Below are 20,867 nucleotides of genomic sequence, written 5' to 3'. Positions count from 1 at the left end.
GACTCTACGACTATGGATACCCGTCACCCACCCGTTCGTTTCTCGCAGCGTCTGATCAGCTGGATTGTCTGCGGCCTGATGGTCTGGCAGCCGATGGCACCTGCCGTCGCGGCGGCGCTTACGCCGACCGGGCAAACCACGGTCGATCGGGCGGGGAACGGGGTGCCGGTCGTCAACATTGCTACGCCGAACGGGGCGGGTATTTCGCATAACCAGTTCGGTGAGTATAACGTCGGCAAAGAGGGGCTTATCCTCAACAACGGTACGGACCGTTTAACCCAGACCCAACTCGGCGGGCTTATCCAGAACAACCCCAACCTGCAGGCCGGGCGGGAAGCGAAAGGCATCATCAACGAAGTCACGGGGGCAAACCGCTCCCAACTGCAGGGCTATACGGAAGTCGCCGGCAAGGCGGCAAACGTCATGGTGGCCAACCCGTACGGCATCACCTGTAACGGGTGCGGATTTATCAACACCCCGAACGTCACCCTGACCACGGGGAAACCGCAGTTCGACGCCAGCGGTAACCTGCAGGCGCTGGAGGTGACGAAAGGCGCCATCACGGTTGAAGGCCAGGGGCTGGATGCCAGTAAAAGTGACGCGCTGACGCTGATTGCGCGCGCGACGGAAGTGAACGCCGCGATACATGCGAACGACCTGACGGTAACGGCAGGGGCGAACCGCGTGGGCGCAGACGGCAGCGTCAAACCGATTGCCGGTGAGGGCGCCGCGCCCGTGGTGGCCGTGGATACCGGCGCGCTCGGCGGGATGTATGCCAACCGTATCCGCCTGGTCTCCAGCGAGACGGGCGTGGGGGTGAACCTCGGCAACCTCACCGCGCGCCAGGGCGATATTCAGCTGGACGCGGGCGGGAAACTGACGGTCACCAACAGCCTGGCCAGCGGCTCGATTACCGCGAATGGCGCGGGAGTGGTCCTCAACGGCAGCCATCAGGCCGGGGGCGCGCTGAATGTAACCAGCTCGCAGGATGTGGAACTCAATAACAGCACGCTCGCCAGCCAGGGCGATATGCGCCTTTCCGCTGCGGGGAAAGTGCAGACGACGGGCGGCGGGACAAACAGCGCGGGCGCGCTGTCGGTGAGCAGCGGGCAGGGGATGACGCTCAGCAATACCTCCCTGGTCTCCCGCAGCGCGGCGACGCTGGACAGTAAAGATACCCTGATCGTCAACGGCGGCGGCGTGTCGGCACAGGGTGGGGCGCTAACCGTCACGAGCAAACAGGGAATGGCGCTTGCGGATGCAACGCTGACGGGTCAGGCCGACACTACGCTGTCCACCGACGGCAGCCTGACGCAGCGCGGCGGCAGCGTCACCAGCAAAGGCGCGCTCAGCGTGGCGGCCGGGAAAGATATCACGCTGACGAATACCCGCAGCGGTAGCGATACCCGCGCGACGCTCAGCAGCGGCGGTACGCTGACATCCACGGCCAGTGCGGTCTCGGCAGGGGAGAGTCTGGCCCTGAGCGGCGGACAGCTGGTGATGGACGGCCAGAGCCGGGCCGATGCCACGGGCGATGTCCGCCTGACGGGCAGCACCGTCAGTAGCCAGGGGCAGGTGAATGCAGGGCGCGACATTGCGCTCTCCGGCAACAGTGTGTCCAACAGCGGCCAGCTGGCGGCGAAAGGCCACCTTGACGTGAACGCAGGAGAGCTGACAAACGGCGGCACGGTGCAGGGTAATGACGTCACCCTGAAGGGGCAGACGGTTACCAATAGCGGCACCTTGCAGAGTGTCGGCAACCTGGCGTTAAGCGCCGGAACCCTGGAGCAGCGGGGCACGCTGAGCGCGAAAGGCAATGCAAACGTCACGGTGCAGCAGACCCTGCGTAACGGCGGCAGCCTGCTGGCTGACGGCGCGATGAGCGTGACGGCAGACGCGCTTGAACAGAATGGCACCCTTTCCGGCGCGACGGCGCTGACGGCGCAGGCCGGTACTCTGACCAGCGGTCAGGCGTCCCATACCACCAGCCAGGGTAACGTACAGATTACCGCGACCCGCAGCGCCAGCCTGAACGGGCAGACGGACGCGGCGGGGGCAGTCACCGTCAGTACCGGCGACCTGACCACTGGCCAGGATGCGCATCTGCAGAGCGGGCAGGGGCTCACTCTGCAGGCGCAGAATGCCGCGCTGAACGGCACGCAGGCGGCGAAGGGCGCCCTGTCGGTGACGGCGGGCGCGATTGCGCATACCGGGAAATCCACCGGTAACGCGCTGAGTTTTAACGCGACCGGCGACCTGAACAGCGGCGGAGAGCTTACCGCCAGCGCCATCGCGCTCAGCGGACAGAACATCCTCCAGTCCGGCGTCGCAAAAGCGGACCGCATGACCCTGACGGCTCCTGAACGCATCACCAACAGCGGTACGCTGGTTGCCGGTACGCTGGCGCTGGACGGTGCGGCGGTGGAGAACAGCGGGCTGCTGCAGGGGACCACCCTGCTCGGCCTGAAGACCGGGTTACTCACAAACCTCGCGGGCGGATCGGTCTACAGCACGCAGGATTTAACGCTGAACGTCCCAACGCTGGCTAACAGCGGGCTTATCACCACCGACGGCGCGCTGCGCCTCCGGGGCGACACGCTGACAAACCAGGGCGAAATCAACGGCGTCAGCCTGAGCAGCGACTACCTCAGCCTGACCAACACCGATACCGGACGCCTGCTGGCGGACGACCGGCTCACCCTGAACGGCACTGCGTTTACTAATGCGGGCAATATTGCGGCCAGCGACCTGCACATCACGGCGGACAGCCTGCAGAACCAGGGCACCGTCGAGGGGGACTTGGCGCTGACGCTCGGCGTAACAGACCTCACTAACCGTGGCGCGCTGCGCAGCAGCGGAACGCTGACGCTCGGCGGTGAAACGCTTGGCAACAGCGGCGAGCTCAGCGCCACCGCGCTGCTGCTGAACCTGACCCGCCAGGCCAGCAACGATGCCGACGGGCGGGTGATTGCCCGGGACGGCCTGACGCTGACCGCCGCCAGCCTGACGAACAGCGGGCTGATGGCCGGTACCGACGCGCAGTTTAACAGCGCGTCGGTGACCAACGACGGCACGCTGCAGGGGACACATTCCCTGACGGCGACAGGGGCACAGCTCAGCAACCAGCAGGCGGGCATGCTACTCTCCGGCGGCGCGCTCGACCTGCACCACACCACCCTGAACAACGCCGGGCTGCTGCAGGGCAACACCCTGAACCTCGCTACCGGCGAGTGGATTAATACCGGTAACGCGCTGGGGGAAACGGGCGTGACGGCGGCGGTGACCGGCATGCTGACCAACAGCGGTAAGGTGCTCAGCCAGCTGGCGCTGGACGTCCAGGCTGGCAGTAGCGATAACCGTGGCCAGCTGCTGGCGAAAGTGCTGACCCTGCGGGGTGACCTGCAGAACAGCGGCCTGCTTCAGGGCAGCAGCACGCTGGCCTGGTCCGGGAACACCTTCGCGAACCAGGCTCAGGGGCAGGTGACGGGAGGCGAAACCCTGACCCTGAGCGGACAAACCCTCAGCAACGCGGGCAGCCTTCAGGCGCGCAGCGCGACGCTTGAGGCAGGGAGCCTGAATAACCAGGGCAGCGTTCAGACGCTGGACGGCCTGACCCTTTCCACGACCGGCAGGCTGGATAACACAGGTGCACTGCTCAGCCAGAACCTGTTTACGCTGACGGCGGCGCAGCTGTTCAACGACGGCCAGCTGGCCGGGAAAGCCCTCACGGTGAAGGCTGCGCAGCTGAACAACACCGGGATTCTTCAGGGCAACGACACGCTGGCGCTGACCACCCGCGCGCTGAGCAACGGCGCCACCGGGCAACTGGTGAGCGGCAGCCCTCTGGATTTATCCCTCGACACGCTCGATAACGCTGGTCTGCTGCTGGTGAACGGCGGGTTCACCCTGCGGGGCAGCGACCTGACGAACCGGGGCGATATTCAGGCGCAGAGCCTGGATTTGGGCCTGAGCAAGGCCCTGACCAATACGGGGAACATCGTTGCCACCGAAGATGCTGCACTTAACGCAACGACGCTGACCAGCAGCGGCACGGTGGCGGGCAAAACGCTGACAGCAGGCGGTACTGAGCTGCGCAACAGCGGCCTGATGCAGGGCAGCAACGCGGTTAACGTCACCGCCGACCGCTTTATCAACGAGCTGAACGGTAAATGGCTCTCCGGCGGCGGCTTCACGCTGACCGGCGGACAGCTGACGAACGCCGGTACGCTGCAGGGCGCCACGTTGGGCATGACCGGCACCGCCCTCACCAACAGCGGCACGGTAAACGGGCAGACGGGACTCAGCGGCACGCTCAGTGGGGCGTTAACCAATACCGGGCTGCTGCAGAGCGGCGGCACGACCACCTTCACCGCGGACACCCTGGCGAACCCGGGGCGCATCACGGGCGGTACGCTGTCCCTCACTGCCCGCGATATGAACAACGGCGGGCTGATGCAGGGAACGAACGGTCTGGCGCTCACCGGCACCACGCTGACCACGGGCGCGACCTCGCGCACCCTCTCCGGCGGCATGCTGACGCTGGATGCAGGCCATCTGACCACGCAGGGCACGCTGCAGGGGAACGGCGCGGACATCAGCGCCAGCGACTGGACGCACGGCGGGTCTCTGCTCAGCCAGGGAACGCTGACGGCCACGACCGGCGGCACGCTGACCTCAACCGGCTCGCTGATGAGCCAGGGCAGGGCGGATATCTCCGCACAGACGCTGGATAACCGCGGGCAACTCCTCAGCGAGGGCGATGTGACGCTCGGCGGCAGCACGCTTAAAAACAGCGGCACCGTGCAGGGGAACACCCTCGCGCTGCGTCAGAGCAGCATTAACAACCAGGGCACCTTAACCGGTCTGCAGAGCCTGACCGTTCAGGGGCAGCAGCGGCTGATGGCGCGCATGGCGATGGCCGCGCCGCAGCAGGAGCTGATCAACGACGCAGGCGGTAAGCTTCTCACCCAGGGTACTCTGACGATTGCGTCCGGGGCAGTGACCAACGCCGGCAGCTGGCAGGCACAGAACATCCTGCTTAACGCCCGGTCGCTCACCAACAGCGGCGCGGTGCAGAGCGCCGACGCGCTGCAGATGACGCTGACCGATACGCTCACCGGAACCGCAGGCAGCAGGATCACCGCGCTGGGTGCGGCAACGCTGCAGGCCGCAACGCTGGCGAACCAGGGGCAGTGGGCGGCGAAAAACCTGACGCTGACAGGCGGCACGCTCAGCAACAGCGGCGCCATCAGCGGCGTGAATGGCCTGACCCTCAGCCAGACCGGCGCGGTCAGCCAGCAGTCTGGCGGCACCCTGCTGTCCGGCGGGGCGCTGAACGTCGCGGCGGCCTCCGTCACCAGCGACGGCAAAATGCAGGGGGGCACGCTCGGCATCACCACCGGGGCGCTCACCAACAACGGACGTCTGCAGGGCGATAACGGCGCGACGCTGGCCCTAAGCGGGACGCTGACCAACAATAGCGGGGGCGAAATCGTCAGCCGCGATGCGCTGACGCTGACCACGCCCACGCTGTTTAACTACGGCCTGATCCAGGGCGGCGGCGAGACGCGCGTGACCGCCTCCTCCCAGGCGCGTAACGACGGCAGGCTCCTCTCCGGTGCGCGCCTGACGCTCGGCACGCCGCAGTTCACCGGCACCGGCTGGCTGCAGGCCACCGACCTGATCCTGAATGCGGCAAACGCCACCAACGGCGGCACGTGGGTGGCCGATCGCGCCACCCTTACCGGCACCACCTTCGCCAGCCAGGGCACCACCCAGGCGGGACAGCTGACGGTTAACTACAGCCAGCTGAACAACAGCGGCACGCTGCTCGGCAACACGCAGCTGAATATTGGCGCGGACCAGGTAACCCAGAGTGCGGGCGGCAAACTGCTGAGCGGCGGCAACCTGTGGCTGCAGAGCCGGGGGCTGGACCTTACCGGCCAGCTGGTGTCCCTGGGGGACTTAACGCTGCAGCTGACGAACGCGTTTACCAGCCGAACCGCCGTGGCGGCAGGCAGAACTCTGACCATCAACAGCGGCGGCGACATCGATAACCGCAGCGTGCTGCAGGGGCAGGCGGTGAACCTGAACGCGGGCGGGCAGCTCAGCAACAACGGACAAATCACCACCGGCGGCAGCTCGAGTACGCTCTCCGGCAGCAGCGTGGCGCTGAACGCCGCGGGTTCGGTGCAGGGCGGAGGTGACATCACCGTTGCCAGCCGGAGCAATATTACCGTGGACGGCTTCACCGGCACGCGCGGCTCGCTGACCCTGAGCGCGCCGGGTTCCATCGTCAACACCGCGCTGCTGTACGCGGCGAATAACCTGGCGCTGTTTGCCGACAGCATCACCAACCAGCGCGGCGACATCATGGCGGGGAACAACCTGTGGATGCAGCGGGATGCGGCGGGCAATGCCAACAGCCAGGTGGTGAATACGTCAGGGAATATTGAGACGCAGAATGGCGATATTGGGATCAGAACGGGGCATTTGCTGAATGAACGTGATGGACTGAATATCAGTAGCTATGAAAATAAATACTCGAATGCTTTACCCGACACGTCTAAGTATCTGAGCCGTGTTTATTATGTGAAAGATAAGCCGGATTTTGAAATTAGCCTGGAGGAATGGAAGAACAATGGAGAGCAGGTTGTTTATCATTCATGGCAAAATTGCACGGGAGCAATGAATGAACACTGTCGTGATGTAATCGAATATCGTCTGTCTGGCGAAGATACCAGACGATTTATTCTTAGTGATTCCGTCGTTCAGGTTTCAGCTAACGGGGGTGCGGCTCGCATTGCCGCTGGGCGCGATATTAATATTAATGCTGGCTCAATGGAAAACAAAGCTAGCAATATCCTTGCAGGACGGGATATAGCACTCTCCGGTTCAACTTTAAATAACCTTTCCGCAGAAGGTGGGCGTAAAGTTGAATATGTTGAGGCAAATTATCGTTGTGAATGGTTCTACCAGGATTGTGGTAGTGATTATTGGCAACCATTGGAGAAGCTTAGTAATAATAAATGGTATTGGTGGGATGAAGATGAATTAAAATACCGCAGTTATGTTCCTTATCGGTTAGGTGAACATAAGACGGAATTTACTACTGATGGAGCTGCATACCGCGCCGTCATCCAGGCGGGCGGTAACGTCACAGCAAACTTCACCAGTAACATCAGCAACACCAATACCACTGCGAACGCGGGCGGCGTTAGCAACGTCATCTCCACCCCGTCGCTGAACACCCTCAGCAACCAGAGTGTCGGCAGCGGCGTACAAAAACAGGGGCTGAGCAATACCGGCACCGTGGCGGTGAACTCGCCGCAGTGGAACGATCAGCTTCAGGGGGCGCTGCAGCAGCTTAACGGTGGCGGCGCGCTGGAAAACGGCGGCGCGTCCGGCACGCCTCTCAGCAACATTGGCACCACGCAGAAAGGCAACGCGAACCTCGGCCAGCTGGGCGCGCTGGCGAATGCCGGGGTCACCACTGCCGATCTCAGAACCGCTCAGGGCGGTACCGTCGGGCATTATCAGGGCCAGCGCGTCGATACCAGCGCTTACCCGCTGCCGTCGGGCAACAACGGCTATTTTGTTTTCTCCGACAATCCGAAAAGCCCGTATCTGATCAGCATCAACCCGAAACTGAACGGTCTCGGACAGCTTGATCCCGCCCTGTTTGCCGACCTGAACGCGATGCTCGGGGTCAAACCATCGTCCACGGCGCCGCAGGAGACGCGGCTGGCGTTTACCGACGAGAAGCAGTTCCTCGGCTCGTCTTACATGCTCGGCCGCCTCAACCTGAACCCGGATTACGATTACCGCTTCCTCGGCGATGCGGCGTTCGATACCCGCTATGTCTCCAACGTGGTGCTCAACCAGACCGGTAACCGCTACCTGAACGGCATCGGCTCCGATCTGGATCAGATGCGCTATCTGATGGACAACGCCGCGGCGGCGCAGCAGTCGCTGGGCCTGCAGTTTGGCGTCTCGCTGACCGCCGATCAGATTGCCGCACTCGATCACAGCCTGCTGTGGTGGGAGAAAGCCACCGTCAACGGCGAAACCGTGATGGTGCCGAAACTCTACCTGTCGCCGAAGGACGTCACCGTCAATAACGGCAGCGTGATCGCGGGTAACAACGTTACCCTGAAGGGCGGCGACATCACCAACAGCGGCAGCTCGCTGCTGGCGAAAAACAGCCTGACGCTCGACAGCCAGAACAGCATCAGCAACCTCAACAACGGCCTGATGAAAGCGGGCGGCGACCTGAACCTGAGCGCCATTGGCGATATCAATAACATCAGTTCCACCATCAGCGGCAAAACGGTCGCGCTGGAGAGCCTGGACGGCAGCATCAACAACCTGACCCAGGTTGAGCAGATTGATATCAACGCCGGAGGGAAGTACGGCAAGATCGGCCTGAAAGACACCCTGCTGGGCAACACTGCGTCCATTACCGCGCAGGATGGCCTGTCGCTTGAGGCGGGGAAAAACATCACCGTTACCGGGGCGAACCTGTCCTCCGGCGGCGATATGCTGCTGAACGCGTGGGGCGATATTGCCGTCAACGCGAATCAGATCAACGACGCATTCAGCTCTAGCCGGGCGAAAACCAGCCGTTCGTCCGTCACGTATCAGGGAAGTAACGTCACCGCGGGCGGCAACCTGCTGGTGAATGCCGGGCACAATCTTGACGTGACCGCCAGCGACCTGAAGGCGGGCGGCAGCGTGGGGCTGAGCGCGGGCAACGATCTCAATCTGAACGCGGCACAGACCAGCGAAAGCAGCCGAAAAGGGAAAAGCGAGTCCCACAGCACCGGGCTCGACCGCACCACGATTTCCGCAGGCGATAACCTGGTGCTGAAGGCCGGGCAGGATATCAACGCTCAGGCCGCCGCGCTGGCGGCGGAGAAAAGTGTAGGGCTGCAGGCGGGTCGCGACGTGAATCTGGCGGCGGAAGAGACCACGCAGGGCGACAGCTATAAGTCAGGCAAGAAAACCGTCATCAACGAATCGGTACGCCAGCAGGGAACCGAGATCGCCAGCGGGGCGAATACCCAAATCCTTGCCGGACGAGATGTCACCACCGAAGCCGCGCAGGTGACGGCGAAGGGCGATATCGGCGTGGCGGCGGGCCGCGACGTCAGTCTCAATACCGCAACCGAAAGCGATTATCACTACAAAGAGCAGACCAAAACCAAAAAAGGGTTCCTGAGCAAGAAAACCACCCACACTATCGAGGAGAACAGCGCGACGCGTGAATCCGGCTCATTGCTGAGCGGCGACAACGTGCAGGTGGTGGCGGGCAATAACCTGCAGGTGTTCGGTTCCGCCGTGGCGGGCGATGGCGACGTGAAGCTTAAGGCGGGCAACAACGTCGATATCGTGGCAGCCACGAACAGCGACACCTCCTGGGGCTTTAAGGAAGAGAAAAAATCCGGCCTGATGGGCTCGGGCGGGATTGGTTTCACCATCGGCAGCAGTAAAAGCACCCAGGATCTTCGTGAGAAGGGCACCACTCAGAGTCAGAGCTTCAGTACGGTGGGTTCGACGGGGGGGAGCGTTGATATTGCCGCCGGTAATCAGCTGCATGTCGGCGGCGCGGACCTGGTGGCTGGCAAAAATATGGCGCTCAGCGGCGACAGCGTGACGATCGAGCCGGGTCATGACAGGCTCACCAGCGATCAAACCTTCAGGCAGAAAAGCAGTGGCCTGACGATTGCCCTCTCCGGCGCAGTGGGTGACGCGGTGAACACTGCGGCCAGTACGGCAATGGCGGTGAAAGACCAGAGCGATGGACGTCTCGCCGCACTGCAGGCGACCAAAGCGGCGCTGTCGGGTGTTCAGGCCGTGCAGGCCAACCGTCTCGCTGAAGCGACTAACGGCAGCGACCCCACTAGCAATGGTGCGTTTGGCGTGATGGCCTCCATTGGCGGACAGTCCTCTAAATCCACCTCACACTCGGAGCAGGACAAAACGACCGGCAGCACGCTGAATGCCGGGGGTAACCTCGCCATCACGGCGACAGGTCAGGGAAAAACGGCCAACAGCGGTGATATTACCGTGGCGGGCAGTCAGCTGAAGGCTGGCAAGGATCTGACGCTCAATGCGGCTCAGGATATCAACCTGACGAGTGCAGCCGACACGAACAAACTGACGGGCAGTAACTCCAGCAAGGGTGGCTCAATCGGGATCGGTATTACCGCCGGTCCGAATGGCGCGGGCATCACCGTCTCTGCCAGCGTAAACGCCGCCAGAGGCAGCGAAAAAGGCAATGGAACCTCCTGGAACGAAACGACACTGGATGCCGGACAGAACGTCAGCCTGACCAGCGGCCGCGATACGGTGCTTAAAGGCGCGCAGGTCAACGGCGATAAGGTCACGGCGGATGTCGGGCGCGACCTGACCCTCAGCAGCCTGCAGGATAGCGACAAATACAACAGCAAACAGCAGAGCATGAATGCGGGTGCAAGCTACACCTGGGGAGCGGGCGGCGGTAGCGGCAGCTTTAGCGTCAGCCGCGATAAGATGAAGAGCAACTACGACTCGGTGCAGGAGCAGACCGGGATCTTCGCAGGCAAAGGCGGCTTTGATATTAACGTTGGCAACCATACGCAGCTGGACGGTGCGGTGATTGCCAGCCGTGCTGATGCAGACAAAAACCGCCTTGAGACCGGCACGCTGGGCTTTACGGACATCAACAATAAGGCGGAGTATAAGGTTGAGCATCAGGGTGTGGGCTTCAGTACTGGCGGCGGGGTTGCGGGTAATCTGGTTAGCAACATGGCCAGCACAATGCTGGCAGGAATGGGCGGCAGCGGCCATGCTGAAGGGACCACGCAGTCAGCGGTAGCCGACGGTGCTATCATTGTTCGCGACCAGGCTAACCAGAAGCAGGACGTCAGCACGCTCAGCCGTGACACTGACCATGCCAACGGCAGCATCGGCCCGATCTTTAACAAAGAGAAAGAGCAGAAACGCCTGCAAACCGCGCAGATGATTGGCGATATCGGCAATCAGGTTGCGGATATTGCGCGCACCAACGGCAAGATTGCGGCCACGGAAGCGGCCAACGAGAAGATGAAAACCGCTGGCGGCGATGCGCGTAACGCCGCCATCAGCCAGCTGAAAAAAGACGGTAAAGAGATTACCGATCAGGCGATTCATGACCAGATGTACCAGACCTTCTATAACGAAGCGTTTAACAAGTCTGGTATGGGTACGGGGCAGAGCACCCAGCGGGCCATCACGGCAGCAACGGCAGCGGTTCAGGCGCTGGCAGGCGGAGACATTAAAGCCGCGATTGCGGGCGCTTCTGCGCCGTATATCGCCAATGCCATCGCGAATGCCATTCCGGATACGGATCTTAAGGGACGCGTGCTGGCCCATGCGGTTGTCAACGCCGCGCTTGCAGCCGCTTCCGGCAGAGATGCGGCGTCCGCCGCAGCCGGTGCGGCGGTGGGTGAGCTTGTCGGTAAAATTGCGGTAGACAAGCTGGCCGGTAAGATTGCGGTTGACGGTTTTGGCAAACCGGTCAGCGAACTGAGCGAGGAAGAGAAACAGACGGTATCTGCGCTGGCGACACTGGCTTCTGGCCTGGCTGGCGGGCTGGTGGGAGACAGCAGCGCGAATGCGTTAACGGCGGCTCAGGCGGGCAAGACGACGGTTGAGAATAACACGCTGAGTCCTGGCCATGATGAAGAGAAAATTGAGAAAGAACACGGCAATTTCCCATTAAAAGTTTATCCAATTAATCCTCTGAAAATGGGGGTGGTAGATGATGATGGTATTGTCCAGGGGGCCGGAGGTAAGGTAATAATTATTAATAAATCGAAGTACCCCGAATCTGCTAAGCATATTGAAGATGCTCAGGCTGCAGGGCAGCCAGCTGTTTTAACTATTGATCGTGGCGGTGCAGCTCAGAGACGGCGGGAGTCATTAAAGGATACACCCCCAGTGAAAGGTATGGATAGAGATGAATATCCGCCGGCAATGTTTAAAGAAGGTGGCACCGGCGCTTCGGTTAGGCCCATCACATCTTCTGATAATCGTGGTGCTGGTGCTTGTATTGGTGCACAATGCCGAAATTTACCAGATGGTACATCTGTAACTATAAAGACAGATGGGGATATTAAGAAATGAGTACTTTTATGAAAAAATTACTATCTATTAGTGGTGATGAATTATCATCAAATCAATCGGTTAAGGATTGCTCTGTATTGTTCAACTCGCCAATCGCAGCTCAATTAGATGAGTTGTTGAGGGAAAAAAATGGGTTTTATGGTTTTGAGTCAGCATTACACGTTTTCCCTTATGAAACGACAGATAAAGAGATAGGGTTGCTGGACTGGAATGAAAAGGAGTTATGGATTTCCGCTTATGAAGATATGGCTTTAGATGCATTGTATTTTGCAGAGGATATCTTTGGTGGACAATTTTGTTTAAAAGATGATGGTGTTTATTATTTCGATCCAGAAACGGCAAATGTAGGTAAATTAGCTAATACCATAAATGAGTGGAGTAAGTTAATTCTATCAGATTATAGGGTTATAACTGGTTATCCTTTGGCACATTCATGGCAATTGATTAATGGTCCCATTCCTACAGGATGTCGTTTAGTACCAAAAATCCCATTTATAGCAGGCGGATTATATGAACTTAGCAATCTATACATGTGTACCTCACATGAATCATTGAAAATAAGAGCAAATATTGCATTGCAGGTTCGAGATATTCCTGATGGTAGCAATATCCAGATAATTATTAGCGATGAATAAATATCTGTTATGCAAAGGAATTTTGTAACCCAGTGAGTGAAAAGATAAAGTTGTGTAGGCAGCAGAAGCCACTCAATCAAATTTTTCCGGAAATTTCGCTAAGCTTGGGTAATGGTGCCAACTTACTGATTTAGTGTACGATGGTGTTTTTGAGGTGCTCCCGTGGCTTCCATCTCCATCAGTTGTCCCTCCTGCTCAGCTACTGAAGGCGTGGTGCGTAACGGTAAAAGTACTGCCGGACATCAGCGCTATCTCTGCTCTCACTGCCGTAAAACATGGCAACTGCAGTTCACTTACACCGCTTCTCAACCCGGTACGCACCAGAAAATCATTGATATGGCCATGAATGGTGTTGGATGCCGGGCAACCGCCCGCATTATGGGCGTTGGCCTCAACACGATTTTACGTCACTTAAAAAACTCAGGCCGCAGTCGGTAACCTCGCGCATACAGCCGGGCAGTGACGTCATCGTCTGCGCGGAAATGGACGAACAGTGGGGCTACGTCGGTGCTAAATCACGTCAGCGCTGGCTGTTTTACGCGTATGACAGGATACGGAGGACGGTTGTGGCGCACGTCTTCGGTGAACGCACTCTGGCCACACTGGAGCGTCTTCTGAGCCTGCTGTCGGCCTTTGAGGTCGTGGTATGGATGACGGATGGCTGGCCGCTGTATGAATCCCGCCTGAAGGGAAAGCTGCACGTAATCAGCAAGCGTTACACTCAGCGAATTGAGCGGCATAACCTGAATCTGAGACAACATCTGGCAAGGCTGGGACGGAAGTCACTGTCGTTCTCAAAATCGGTGGAGCTGCATGACAAGGTCATCGGGCATTATCTGAACATAAAACACTATCAGTAAGTTGGAGTCATTACCCTAAGCTTGTTAGATGGATATCAAGTCCAACTGTACGAAATTATTTGCTAAGTGCAATTTTTAATGAGCTATAATTAATAATATTAATATAAAAGATGCTTTTGCAAAAACCGTTAGGTTGTTGTAAAGTGTGGTCTACTTATTTTATTGATGTTTGATTTTTCCTCTCGAATTTTGATTGTAATTAAATTAATTATCAGTCATGTGGTTTTTATGGTTGGAGATTAAACGGATGCCAGTACAAATGTTATTGCATCAATCGTGGCAATCGTCAGGTAGTCGAGATAGACAATCTTCAATGTAAGCGCTGAGAAGAGGTCTATACGTATCTCGACGTACGGCCAATGATGAGTACTAAATATTACGAAAGGAATGATGGACGATTATTCAAAATGATGATTAATCCGCGATTAAAACTTTTCTTGTTACTGGTCTTACTCTGGATGTCTGGCCTCTTTATCACTATGGCTGGTGGCCGTCTGCTGATTGCAGCGGCCTCGTATCTCTTCATAAATGATTTTGATTTCAAGTGGAGCGACTTGATTACTGCGCTCAAAATCTCTGTAGGCGCAGGGTTCATCATTGGAGGGGGGCAGTCCCTGCAGGTGAAAGAGAAAAAATGAAAATTTCATTTTACTGGACTTCAAAGGAAGAGAATGCGGCTTACCCCAGCCTCTCCACCCTCGTCTCCCCCTCCACCATCGACAGCTGATACAGCGAAAACGATCGCTGCTTCTCAATCAACTTTGCCAGCTCCGGCGAGTGGCTGGTGAGCCAGATCTGCGAGTAGCGGCTGGCTTCGGCGATTAAGCTCGCCAGGGCTGGCAGCATCTGCGGGTGCAGGCTGTTTTCCGGTTCGTTCAACGCGATAAACGCCGGTGGGCGCGGGCTTAACAGCGCTACCGCCAGGCACAGGAAACGCAGGGTGCCGTCGGAGAACTCCGCCGGTTCCAGTGGTCTGCTCAGCCCCTCGCGCTGCATCATCATGCGAAAACGTCCGCCGGTGTTGTCGCTGTAAAACACGCAGCCGGGGAAGGCCTGGTCAAGGATGCGCATCAGCAGCAGCTCGTCGCCAATCTCGACAATGGTCTGAAACGCTGCGGCCAGATTTGAGCCATCGCTGGCGAGCACCGGGGAGCGGAAACCGACCTGCGGAGCCCGCATCGCCGAGCCGGATGAGACGGAAAACTCATGATAAAAGCGCCAGTTACGCAGGGACTCGCGCATCTGCGAAACTTCCGGGTAAAGATGCGGTTCGCCGAGCTGTCCGAATACCGATTCGTTCTCGTACAGCGTGCCGCTGTGGGTCACTTTCTCGTGATGCACGTTGTTCAGAAACACTGCCTGGTTCTTACGCTTCATCAGCTGTGACGAAGGACGACGGTGCTGGCCGCTCAGCCAGATGGACTCTTCTTTGATCACCGGATCGAGCTGAAACTGCGAGGGATAGGGCAGCTTCTCCACAAACCCGACCTGCAGCTCGTATTCGTAGGTCTCTGTTTCCACCGCCAGATTCATCCGCCGCAGCTGGTCGCTGCGGGTTTTGCCTGCCCAGAATACTTTCAAAATTCCACCTTCATTCGCCAGCGCCTGGGAAAACTGCCCCTGCGCGGCGCTGTGCATCAGGTGTATCGCCTTGTAGATATTCGATTTTCCGGTGCCGTTCGGCCCGAAGACGATATTGAGCTGCTCCAGCTCCAGCGACATGTCGCGGATGGATCGGTAGTTTTGAATGTGCAGGGTGTTGATCACAGGCAGGCCCCTTTCGCAGAATAAGCCTGTATATAATCACAGCCTTTGAGATGAAATGCAAAAAAGAGACGACAGTGAGGATGTCGTCTAAACGGGGTACTGCTTTGGGCCTCTAAGGGTCAATGGGGCCTTCGCATTTTTATGATCACTTGACTGCCAGACGCAGACCCAAATCATCAGGATAGGGATCAAAGTAGTTTTGCGTCATCAGATACCGGTCGGGGTATTCGGCCAGGTAATGCTTCAGCAGCGTTATCGGGGCGAGAATAGGCAACTGTCCGTTGCGATAGTGCAGGATTACGTCGCGCAGCTCGCCTCGCTGGCGGGTGTTCAGCTGGTTACGAAAATACCCCTGAATATGCATCAGCACGTTGGTGTGATTCTTACGCGAAGCGGGTTTTTTCAGGATGGTCATCAGCTTTTCCCGGTACGCCACGAAGAAGGCGTCCAGGTCTTCCCACTCGTGCAGCGAGGCAACGAACGGGCCGATTTCACGGTAACCCGCCTGATGGTGCGCCAGCAGCTGGAGTTTGTAACGGCTGTGGAAGTCCAGCAGCGCGCGGCGCGTGAGGCCATTTCTACGCAGCGTGTTCAGTTCGTGCAGGGCAAAAACACGTTCGACAAAGTTTTCCCGCAGAACCGGGTCGTGCAGCCGTCCATCCTCTTCCACGGGCAGCCACGGCCAGGTTTCAAGGAGCGCGGCGGTGAACAGCCCGACACCCTCCTTGCGGCCCCGGTTGCCGTTTTCGTCATACAGCCGCACGCGTTCCATGCCGCAGCTTGGGGATTTTGCACAGACAATGAACCCCGCCAGATCGCCGATTTTCGACAGATAATCTGTCGTAAAGTCAGCCATTTTCTGCGTGAGATTGTCATGAGGTGGCTTGCTGAAGCGCAGCTGCGTTTCACAGCTTTCTGTCAGCGTTAAACGAATGGCAGGGCGTGGCGTAGGCAGCCCAATCGCCATTTCAGGGCAGACCGGCTTGAAGCTTACCCACTGGGCCAGTTCGTCCATGACAAAACCCATACGTTTATGCCCGCCGTCAAAGCGAACGGCGGAACCGGTCAAACATCCGCTAATACCCAGCACAGGTTTTTTTGTCATGGTGTGGTCCTCCCATTCTCCCTTTAAAACTTACACAACATGCGTAATTTGTCCAAGTATTAGCGTAAGTATTTTTTATATTCCTTTAAAATCAATGAATATTAACTTCCCTTGTAGGTCGAGTAACCGTACTGGCTCAGCAGGAGTGGGATGTGCAGTTTTTCGTTGGTGCGGGTCACGGTAAACAGCACCGGGATCTCCGGGAAGAAGGAGTCCAGCTTTTTGCCGTGGAAGTAATCTGCGGTTTTGAAGGTCACTTTATACACGCCAGGCTGCATATCCTGATCCTGCGGATAAAGCGATTTGATACGTCCGTCGTGGTCGGTTTTACCGCTGGCAACCTGCGTCCATTTGTCCTGCTGCTGTTTTTCCAGCGTGACGGTAACGTCGGATGGCGGCATCCCGGTTTGCTGGTCAAGAACGTGTACACTCAGCGTGCCGACAGGGGCACTAAATACAGCCGGAGCAAAGGCCAGGGTGGTCAGCATCAGCAAAGGGGCGGTTTTTTTCATGGTGTTTTCCTGTTGGGTTATTCGTCACAGGAAAACGTTAGCATCTGCGGTGCGAAAAAATATTCAACTTTTCGTGAAGATTCCCACAGGAGAAAATCGTCAGAGGATAATCACTTCAAGCGATACCTGCTGCTGCCACTGCTCCACCTGCTTTTTCCGTGCAGCGGTGAGTTTACCGCTGGTGACCAGAAGCCATTTACGATCCGGGAATATTTCCGGTGCCAGCGCGGCAGGAGGCGAGGGCAGAATGTCGATCCGGTGACCTTGCCCGGTGCGCGTTAAGGCTTCGAGCCAGATCTCGCACGGGTCATTCAGATGCCAGCCACTGAGCAGAATATTATCGCCAGGCGCTTTTTTATCTCCCTCGAGACAAAACGAGGTGTAGGCGATGATGATGCCATCGAGGATTTCACGCAAGGTCATGGCAGCAGCGACGTTAGCGGAGACCTGACTACGCAAGGGGCGCAGTACGTTCGCGACCAGCTCTGGCCGAGGGTATTCGCGTCCGGCGTCGTAAATCATCTGGCGCAGGGACTCGACTTTACCGTCCTGCAGGCGTTGCAGCATGTTCTGTTGCAGGGTTTGCCAGTTATTGGTCCGACCCGGTGTCGGGCGTTCCAGCAGGGGTTTGACCTGGCCAATCGGGACCCCTTTTTTTACCCAGTCGAGGATTTTTAGCGCCTGCTGGACGTCTTCATCGCTGTACTGGCGGTGACCGCCATCCGTGCGCTGCGGCTTGAGTAAACCATAGCGACGCTGCCACGCCCGCAGCGTGGTGGCGGTGATGCCGCTGAGTCTGGCGAATTCGCCGATGGAGTAAGCCATGCCCGTGTCCAGAGTGGAGGAATATTCTCAATATACTACGAATTTTCCCGGACGGGATGAAGCGTCGAAACGGTGCACTACAATTAACGTCCAACCATGCAAATGAAAGGAGTTCTCATGAAGGTATGGCCTGTTGTGACCGGTGTCGCCATCGCTCTGACACTGGTCGCCTGTAAATCTCCTACGCCGCCGAAAGGCGTACAGCCCATTTCAGGCTTTGATGCCAGCCGCTATCTCGGCAAATGGTACGAAATCGCTCGCCTGGAAAACCGCTTTGAACGCGGGCTGGAGCAGGTGACTGCCACCTACGGCAAACGCAGTGACGACGGTATTAGCGTGCTAAACCGGGGTTATGACCCGGTGAAGAAGACGTGGAATGAGAGCGAAGGCAAAGCGTATTTTACCGGTGAACCGACCACGGCGGCGCTGAAGGTGTCGTTCTTCGGCCCGTTCTACGGCGGCTATAACGTGATCAAGCTGGACGATAAGTACCAGTACGCACTGGTGAGCGGCCCGAACCGCGATTACCTGTGGATTTTGTCGCGTACCCCGACAATCCCGGATGCCGTGAAACAGGATTACCTGAATACCGCGCGCGGATTGGGTTTTCGTGTTGATCAACTGGTGTGGGTGAAACAGTGAAGATCGTGCTTTCTTCGTAGGGTATTACTGGTCTGCCTGGATAGACTTTCGTTATTAGCGTAACGGGAGACAACGAGATGAACTGGCAGCCTTTTCGCGGCGACGCGCCGGAAAATATGACGATTTTCAGTGCGTCATTTCCCGATGTCAGCGACCAGTGGCCGATGAAAGACGATGCTGCCCGTGAGATCGCTGCGCTTGACCGGGCGCTGAAAGCCGAGCCAGCGCTCCGGCCCCCGCTGATTGAATACGAAGAAGGCGGGCAAGCCGTGCTTGTCCCTCAGAACCGTTATTCCGAACAGGCTTTTCGTAACCGGCCGGCGCTTACCGCGTGGCGAACGCGACTGGTGCCCTCCGCGCTGGCGTTGTTTGTGGTGCAAAACCCGCTGGAAGACCGTCTGCCTGACGGTACAAAAATGGACAGCGACAGCCGCCAGTGGTTTATCCACGCTAACGATGCGGTTGGCGTGCGCTCCCGTGCCAAAGTACTGGCCGCGCTGGTGGAAAAGTACATTCATAACGAAAGTGAGAACAACTGGGTCAGCCTGGCGAGTGGGGCCGCTATTCCGGTGCTTGAGGCGCTGCGCGAGGCAAAGCTCGACGGTCAGCAGGTTTTTCTCACGCTGGTGGACAAAGACCCCGTGGCGCTCAGCTGGGCCGAAACCATGGCGGCGCAGGAAGGCATTGTGGTGGGCGAACAGCTTACGCTACTCAGGCGCAACTTGTTGCACACGCTGGTGCGTAACGAGGACTTACTGCTGGAGCTGGGCGAGCAGCAGGCCGAGCTTGTCGATGCATTGGGGATTTTCGAATACTTCAATGATGCCGATGCGGTGATTTTCCTCCAGCGCGCGCTGCGGATGGTAAAGCCCGGCGGCCCGGTGATTGTCTCGAACATGTTGACCAGCAGCCCGCAGATTGATTTTGTGCTGCGGGGTATCGGCTGGGAGGATATTCACCCGAGGTCGTTACAGCAGCTGCAGGATATCCACCTCGCGGCGGGCGTGCCGGTGGAAAACGTCACCGTGGTTGTGCCGAAGGACGGGGTGTATGCGGTGATGGAAATTAAGGTTTAGCACGGTCGGTTCCCTCTCCCTGTGGGAGAGGGGGAACAGGCCGCAGAGAAGCGTTATTATTTGCTCAAAATACAGACATAGGAGGTTGAGGGTACTGCAATTCCTGGCACAACTTGTGACAGAACACATGTAGGTTTGTATGGATCAGAGGAAGGCTTATCAGCTATTGAATCTATTACCCCTATCAAAATGCAGAGGACAATAATGAGCGAATAGGGTAGGTGAACAAAATCCTGAAATGCAGCGCTTCTGAATCGGTGCCATTTATTGGCTGGTCTGTAGGCGGTTTCGTAATCGTAGATGGGTTCATCTTTCGAGTAAGACTTAAACCACCAATGATAAATTTGTAATGGCTTCGGATCTTTGAATAACACATGTGGATCCTGGCGAAAGTGCGCTTCAATAATCCGGATTCGATCAGCAATGGCATACTGGAATGTTTTCCATTTTGCCTCGAGATACCAAAAGCACATGGCGATCAACGAAATAGCAAACAGAGTGAGTAATGTTACATGTTTGTCTGCATTGGTACCCAATGCGAACCCCGCCAATGCCCCAGCACCAATCCATCCTTTTATAACTAAAGCTCTGCGATCGTAGTCTTCATATTGGTCCTGTAGCTTTAAATATTCATCTTTAAGAAAGCCATCGCTTTGATCTGCCATTTCAGGATCTCCAGCCGCTTATGTAGCCATCGTATTCAGATCATAGTTTTGTTCTTGGTTGGTGTTTTCACATTCATGCCTTTGCATTAGCCCTGCAACTTTTTCCTTTTGGCCTAAGACTTTTCACTATTTCTGATGGCTTGATTTTAGGTTGGCTGATAGCCATGATCCCCCCATGAAAATAGAAACCGCACTCCCCACACACTTCGAACGTCTGGTCGCGATCTGGGAATCTTCCGTCCGCGCCACCCACCACTTTTTACAGGAAAGCGATATTGCGGCGCTGCGCCCGTTATTGCTCAGTGCGTATTTACCTAACCTCAAGGTTGTGATTGCTGAAGATAACGCAGGCGCTATTCACGGCTTTTTAGGCGTTGATGAAAATCGCATTGAAATGTTGTTTGTTGATGATGAGAGCCGGGGGAAGGGCGTCGGGAAATTGCTGCTGCAATACGCCATCGCAGAGTTTGGCGTGAATGAAGTGGATGTGAACGAGCAAAACCCGCAGGGGGTGGAATTTTATCGTCATATGGGGTTTGAGCAGGTTGGCCGCTCAGAGCTGGACGGGCAGGGAAACCCGTTTCCGCTGTTGCATATGCGGTTGGTTAAGTGAATATTCACTTAACGCAGAAA

12 protein-coding genes are annotated in these 20,867 nt (G+C 57.4%); 7 read left to right on the top strand and 5 right to left on the bottom strand.

The genetic code is table 11. The features are described 5' to 3' along the window. Positions 1 to 12 precede the first annotated feature (12 nt). From cdiA to AC0XWG_RS06680, 4 genes are all read left to right on the top strand, one after another. Positions 13 to 12,147 carry a contact-dependent inhibition toxin CdiA gene (gene cdiA / locus AC0XWG_RS06695; RefSeq protein WP_475680493.1) on the top strand — a complete coding sequence of 4,045 codons (12,135 nt, stop codon included), beginning with the start codon at positions 13 to 15 and terminating at the stop codon, positions 12,145 to 12,147. A gap of 8 nt (positions 12,148 to 12,155) precedes the next feature. Then, a complete protein-coding gene (locus AC0XWG_RS06690; RefSeq protein WP_475680492.1) occupies positions 12,156 to 12,782 on the top strand; it encodes an SMI1/KNR4 family protein in 627 nt (208 codons plus the stop codon). A 162-nt stretch (positions 12,783 to 12,944) separates the two neighbouring features. Then, positions 12,945 to 13,642 (top strand): IS1 family transposase gene (locus tag AC0XWG_RS06685; RefSeq protein WP_223216367.1). Its coding sequence is split into 2 segments (ribosomal slippage): positions 12,945 to 13,194 and positions 13,194 to 13,642, totalling 699 coding nucleotides; the frame shifts between segments, so codons are not numbered across the junction. 407 nt (positions 13,643 to 14,049) lie between these two features. Further along, entirely contained in the window at positions 14,050 to 14,280 is a 231-nt protein-coding gene (locus tag AC0XWG_RS06680) for a hypothetical protein (protein WP_028017822.1), read from the top strand. Between the two features lie 40 nt (positions 14,281 to 14,320). Here AC0XWG_RS06680 and AC0XWG_RS06675 read toward each other — a convergent pair whose 3' ends face one another. From AC0XWG_RS06675 to AC0XWG_RS06660, 4 genes are all read right to left on the bottom strand, one after another. Then, the gene (locus tag AC0XWG_RS06675) at positions 14,321 to 15,409 is read right to left on the bottom strand and encodes an AAA family ATPase (protein ID WP_475680491.1); all 1,089 of its coding nucleotides are present in this window, start codon (positions 15,407 to 15,409) and stop codon (positions 14,321 to 14,323) included. Between the two features lie 145 nt (positions 15,410 to 15,554). Next, entirely contained in the window at positions 15,555 to 16,514 is a 960-nt protein-coding gene (locus AC0XWG_RS06670) for a YbgA family protein (protein ID WP_108089309.1), read from the bottom strand. Between the two features lie 101 nt (positions 16,515 to 16,615). Next, positions 16,616 to 17,026, bottom strand: a complete 411-nt coding sequence (gene uraH / locus AC0XWG_RS06665) for a hydroxyisourate hydrolase (RefSeq protein ID WP_028017825.1) — start codon at positions 17,024 to 17,026, stop codon at positions 16,616 to 16,618. Positions 17,027 to 17,125: 99 nt separating this feature from the next. After that, complete coding sequence (locus AC0XWG_RS06660) at positions 17,126 to 17,851, bottom strand: MerR family transcriptional regulator (protein ID WP_028017826.1); 726 nt, start codon at positions 17,849 to 17,851, stop codon at positions 17,126 to 17,128. Positions 17,852 to 17,968: 117 nt separating this feature from the next. Between AC0XWG_RS06660 and AC0XWG_RS06655 the strand changes: the two genes are divergently transcribed. Beyond that, a complete protein-coding gene (locus tag AC0XWG_RS06655; RefSeq protein ID WP_028017827.1) occupies positions 17,969 to 18,493 on the top strand; it encodes a lipocalin family protein in 525 nt (174 codons plus the stop codon). A 77-nt stretch (positions 18,494 to 18,570) separates the two neighbouring features. Continuing rightward, complete coding sequence (locus AC0XWG_RS06650) at positions 18,571 to 19,569, top strand: class I SAM-dependent methyltransferase (protein WP_475680490.1); 999 nt, start codon at positions 18,571 to 18,573, stop codon at positions 19,567 to 19,569. 56 nt (positions 19,570 to 19,625) lie between these two features. Here AC0XWG_RS06650 and AC0XWG_RS06645 read toward each other — a convergent pair whose 3' ends face one another. Then, a complete protein-coding gene (locus tag AC0XWG_RS06645; RefSeq protein ID WP_129324356.1) occupies positions 19,626 to 20,234 on the bottom strand; it encodes a hypothetical protein in 609 nt (202 codons plus the stop codon). Between the two features lie 175 nt (positions 20,235 to 20,409). On the opposite strand from AC0XWG_RS06645, the gene AC0XWG_RS06640 reads away from it, so the two are divergent. Beyond that, the gene (locus tag AC0XWG_RS06640) at positions 20,410 to 20,847 is read left to right on the top strand and encodes an acetyltransferase (protein WP_475680489.1); all 438 of its coding nucleotides are present in this window, start codon (positions 20,410 to 20,412) and stop codon (positions 20,845 to 20,847) included. Positions 20,848 to 20,867: the final 20 nt, after the last annotated feature.

The sequence above is a fragment of the Enterobacter sp. DVT3837 genome, assembly GCF_056238685.1.
Note: the sequence above shows the minus strand (reverse complement) of the source record. Positions and strands in the feature narration are given on the sequence as shown.

What these genes read in the sequence shown, in the direction of transcription:
- AC0XWG_RS06645 (WP_129324356.1), bottom strand. Translation starts at nt 20,234, where the DNA reads ATGGCAGATCAAAGCGATGGCTTTCTTAAAGATGAATATTTAAAGCTA.
- AC0XWG_RS06680 (WP_028017822.1), top strand. Translation starts at nt 14,050, where the DNA reads ATGATGATTAATCCGCGATTAAAACTTTTCTTGTTACTGGTCTTACTC.
- cdiA (WP_475680493.1), top strand. Translation starts at nt 13, where the DNA reads ATGGATACCCGTCACCCACCCGTTCGTTTCTCGCAGCGTCTGATCAGC.
- AC0XWG_RS06655 (WP_028017827.1), top strand. Translation starts at nt 17,969, where the DNA reads ATGAAGGTATGGCCTGTTGTGACCGGTGTCGCCATCGCTCTGACACTG.
- AC0XWG_RS06690 (WP_475680492.1), top strand. Translation starts at nt 12,156, where the DNA reads ATGAAAAAATTACTATCTATTAGTGGTGATGAATTATCATCAAATCAA.
- AC0XWG_RS06660 (WP_028017826.1), bottom strand. Translation starts at nt 17,851, where the DNA reads ATGGCTTACTCCATCGGCGAATTCGCCAGACTCAGCGGCATCACCGCC.
- uraH (WP_028017825.1), bottom strand. Translation starts at nt 17,026, where the DNA reads ATGAAAAAAACCGCCCCTTTGCTGATGCTGACCACCCTGGCCTTTGCT.
- AC0XWG_RS06650 (WP_475680490.1), top strand. Translation starts at nt 18,571, where the DNA reads ATGAACTGGCAGCCTTTTCGCGGCGACGCGCCGGAAAATATGACGATT.
- AC0XWG_RS06670 (WP_108089309.1), bottom strand. Translation starts at nt 16,514, where the DNA reads ATGACAAAAAAACCTGTGCTGGGTATTAGCGGATGTTTGACCGGTTCC.
- AC0XWG_RS06640 (WP_475680489.1), top strand. Translation starts at nt 20,410, where the DNA reads ATGAAAATAGAAACCGCACTCCCCACACACTTCGAACGTCTGGTCGCG.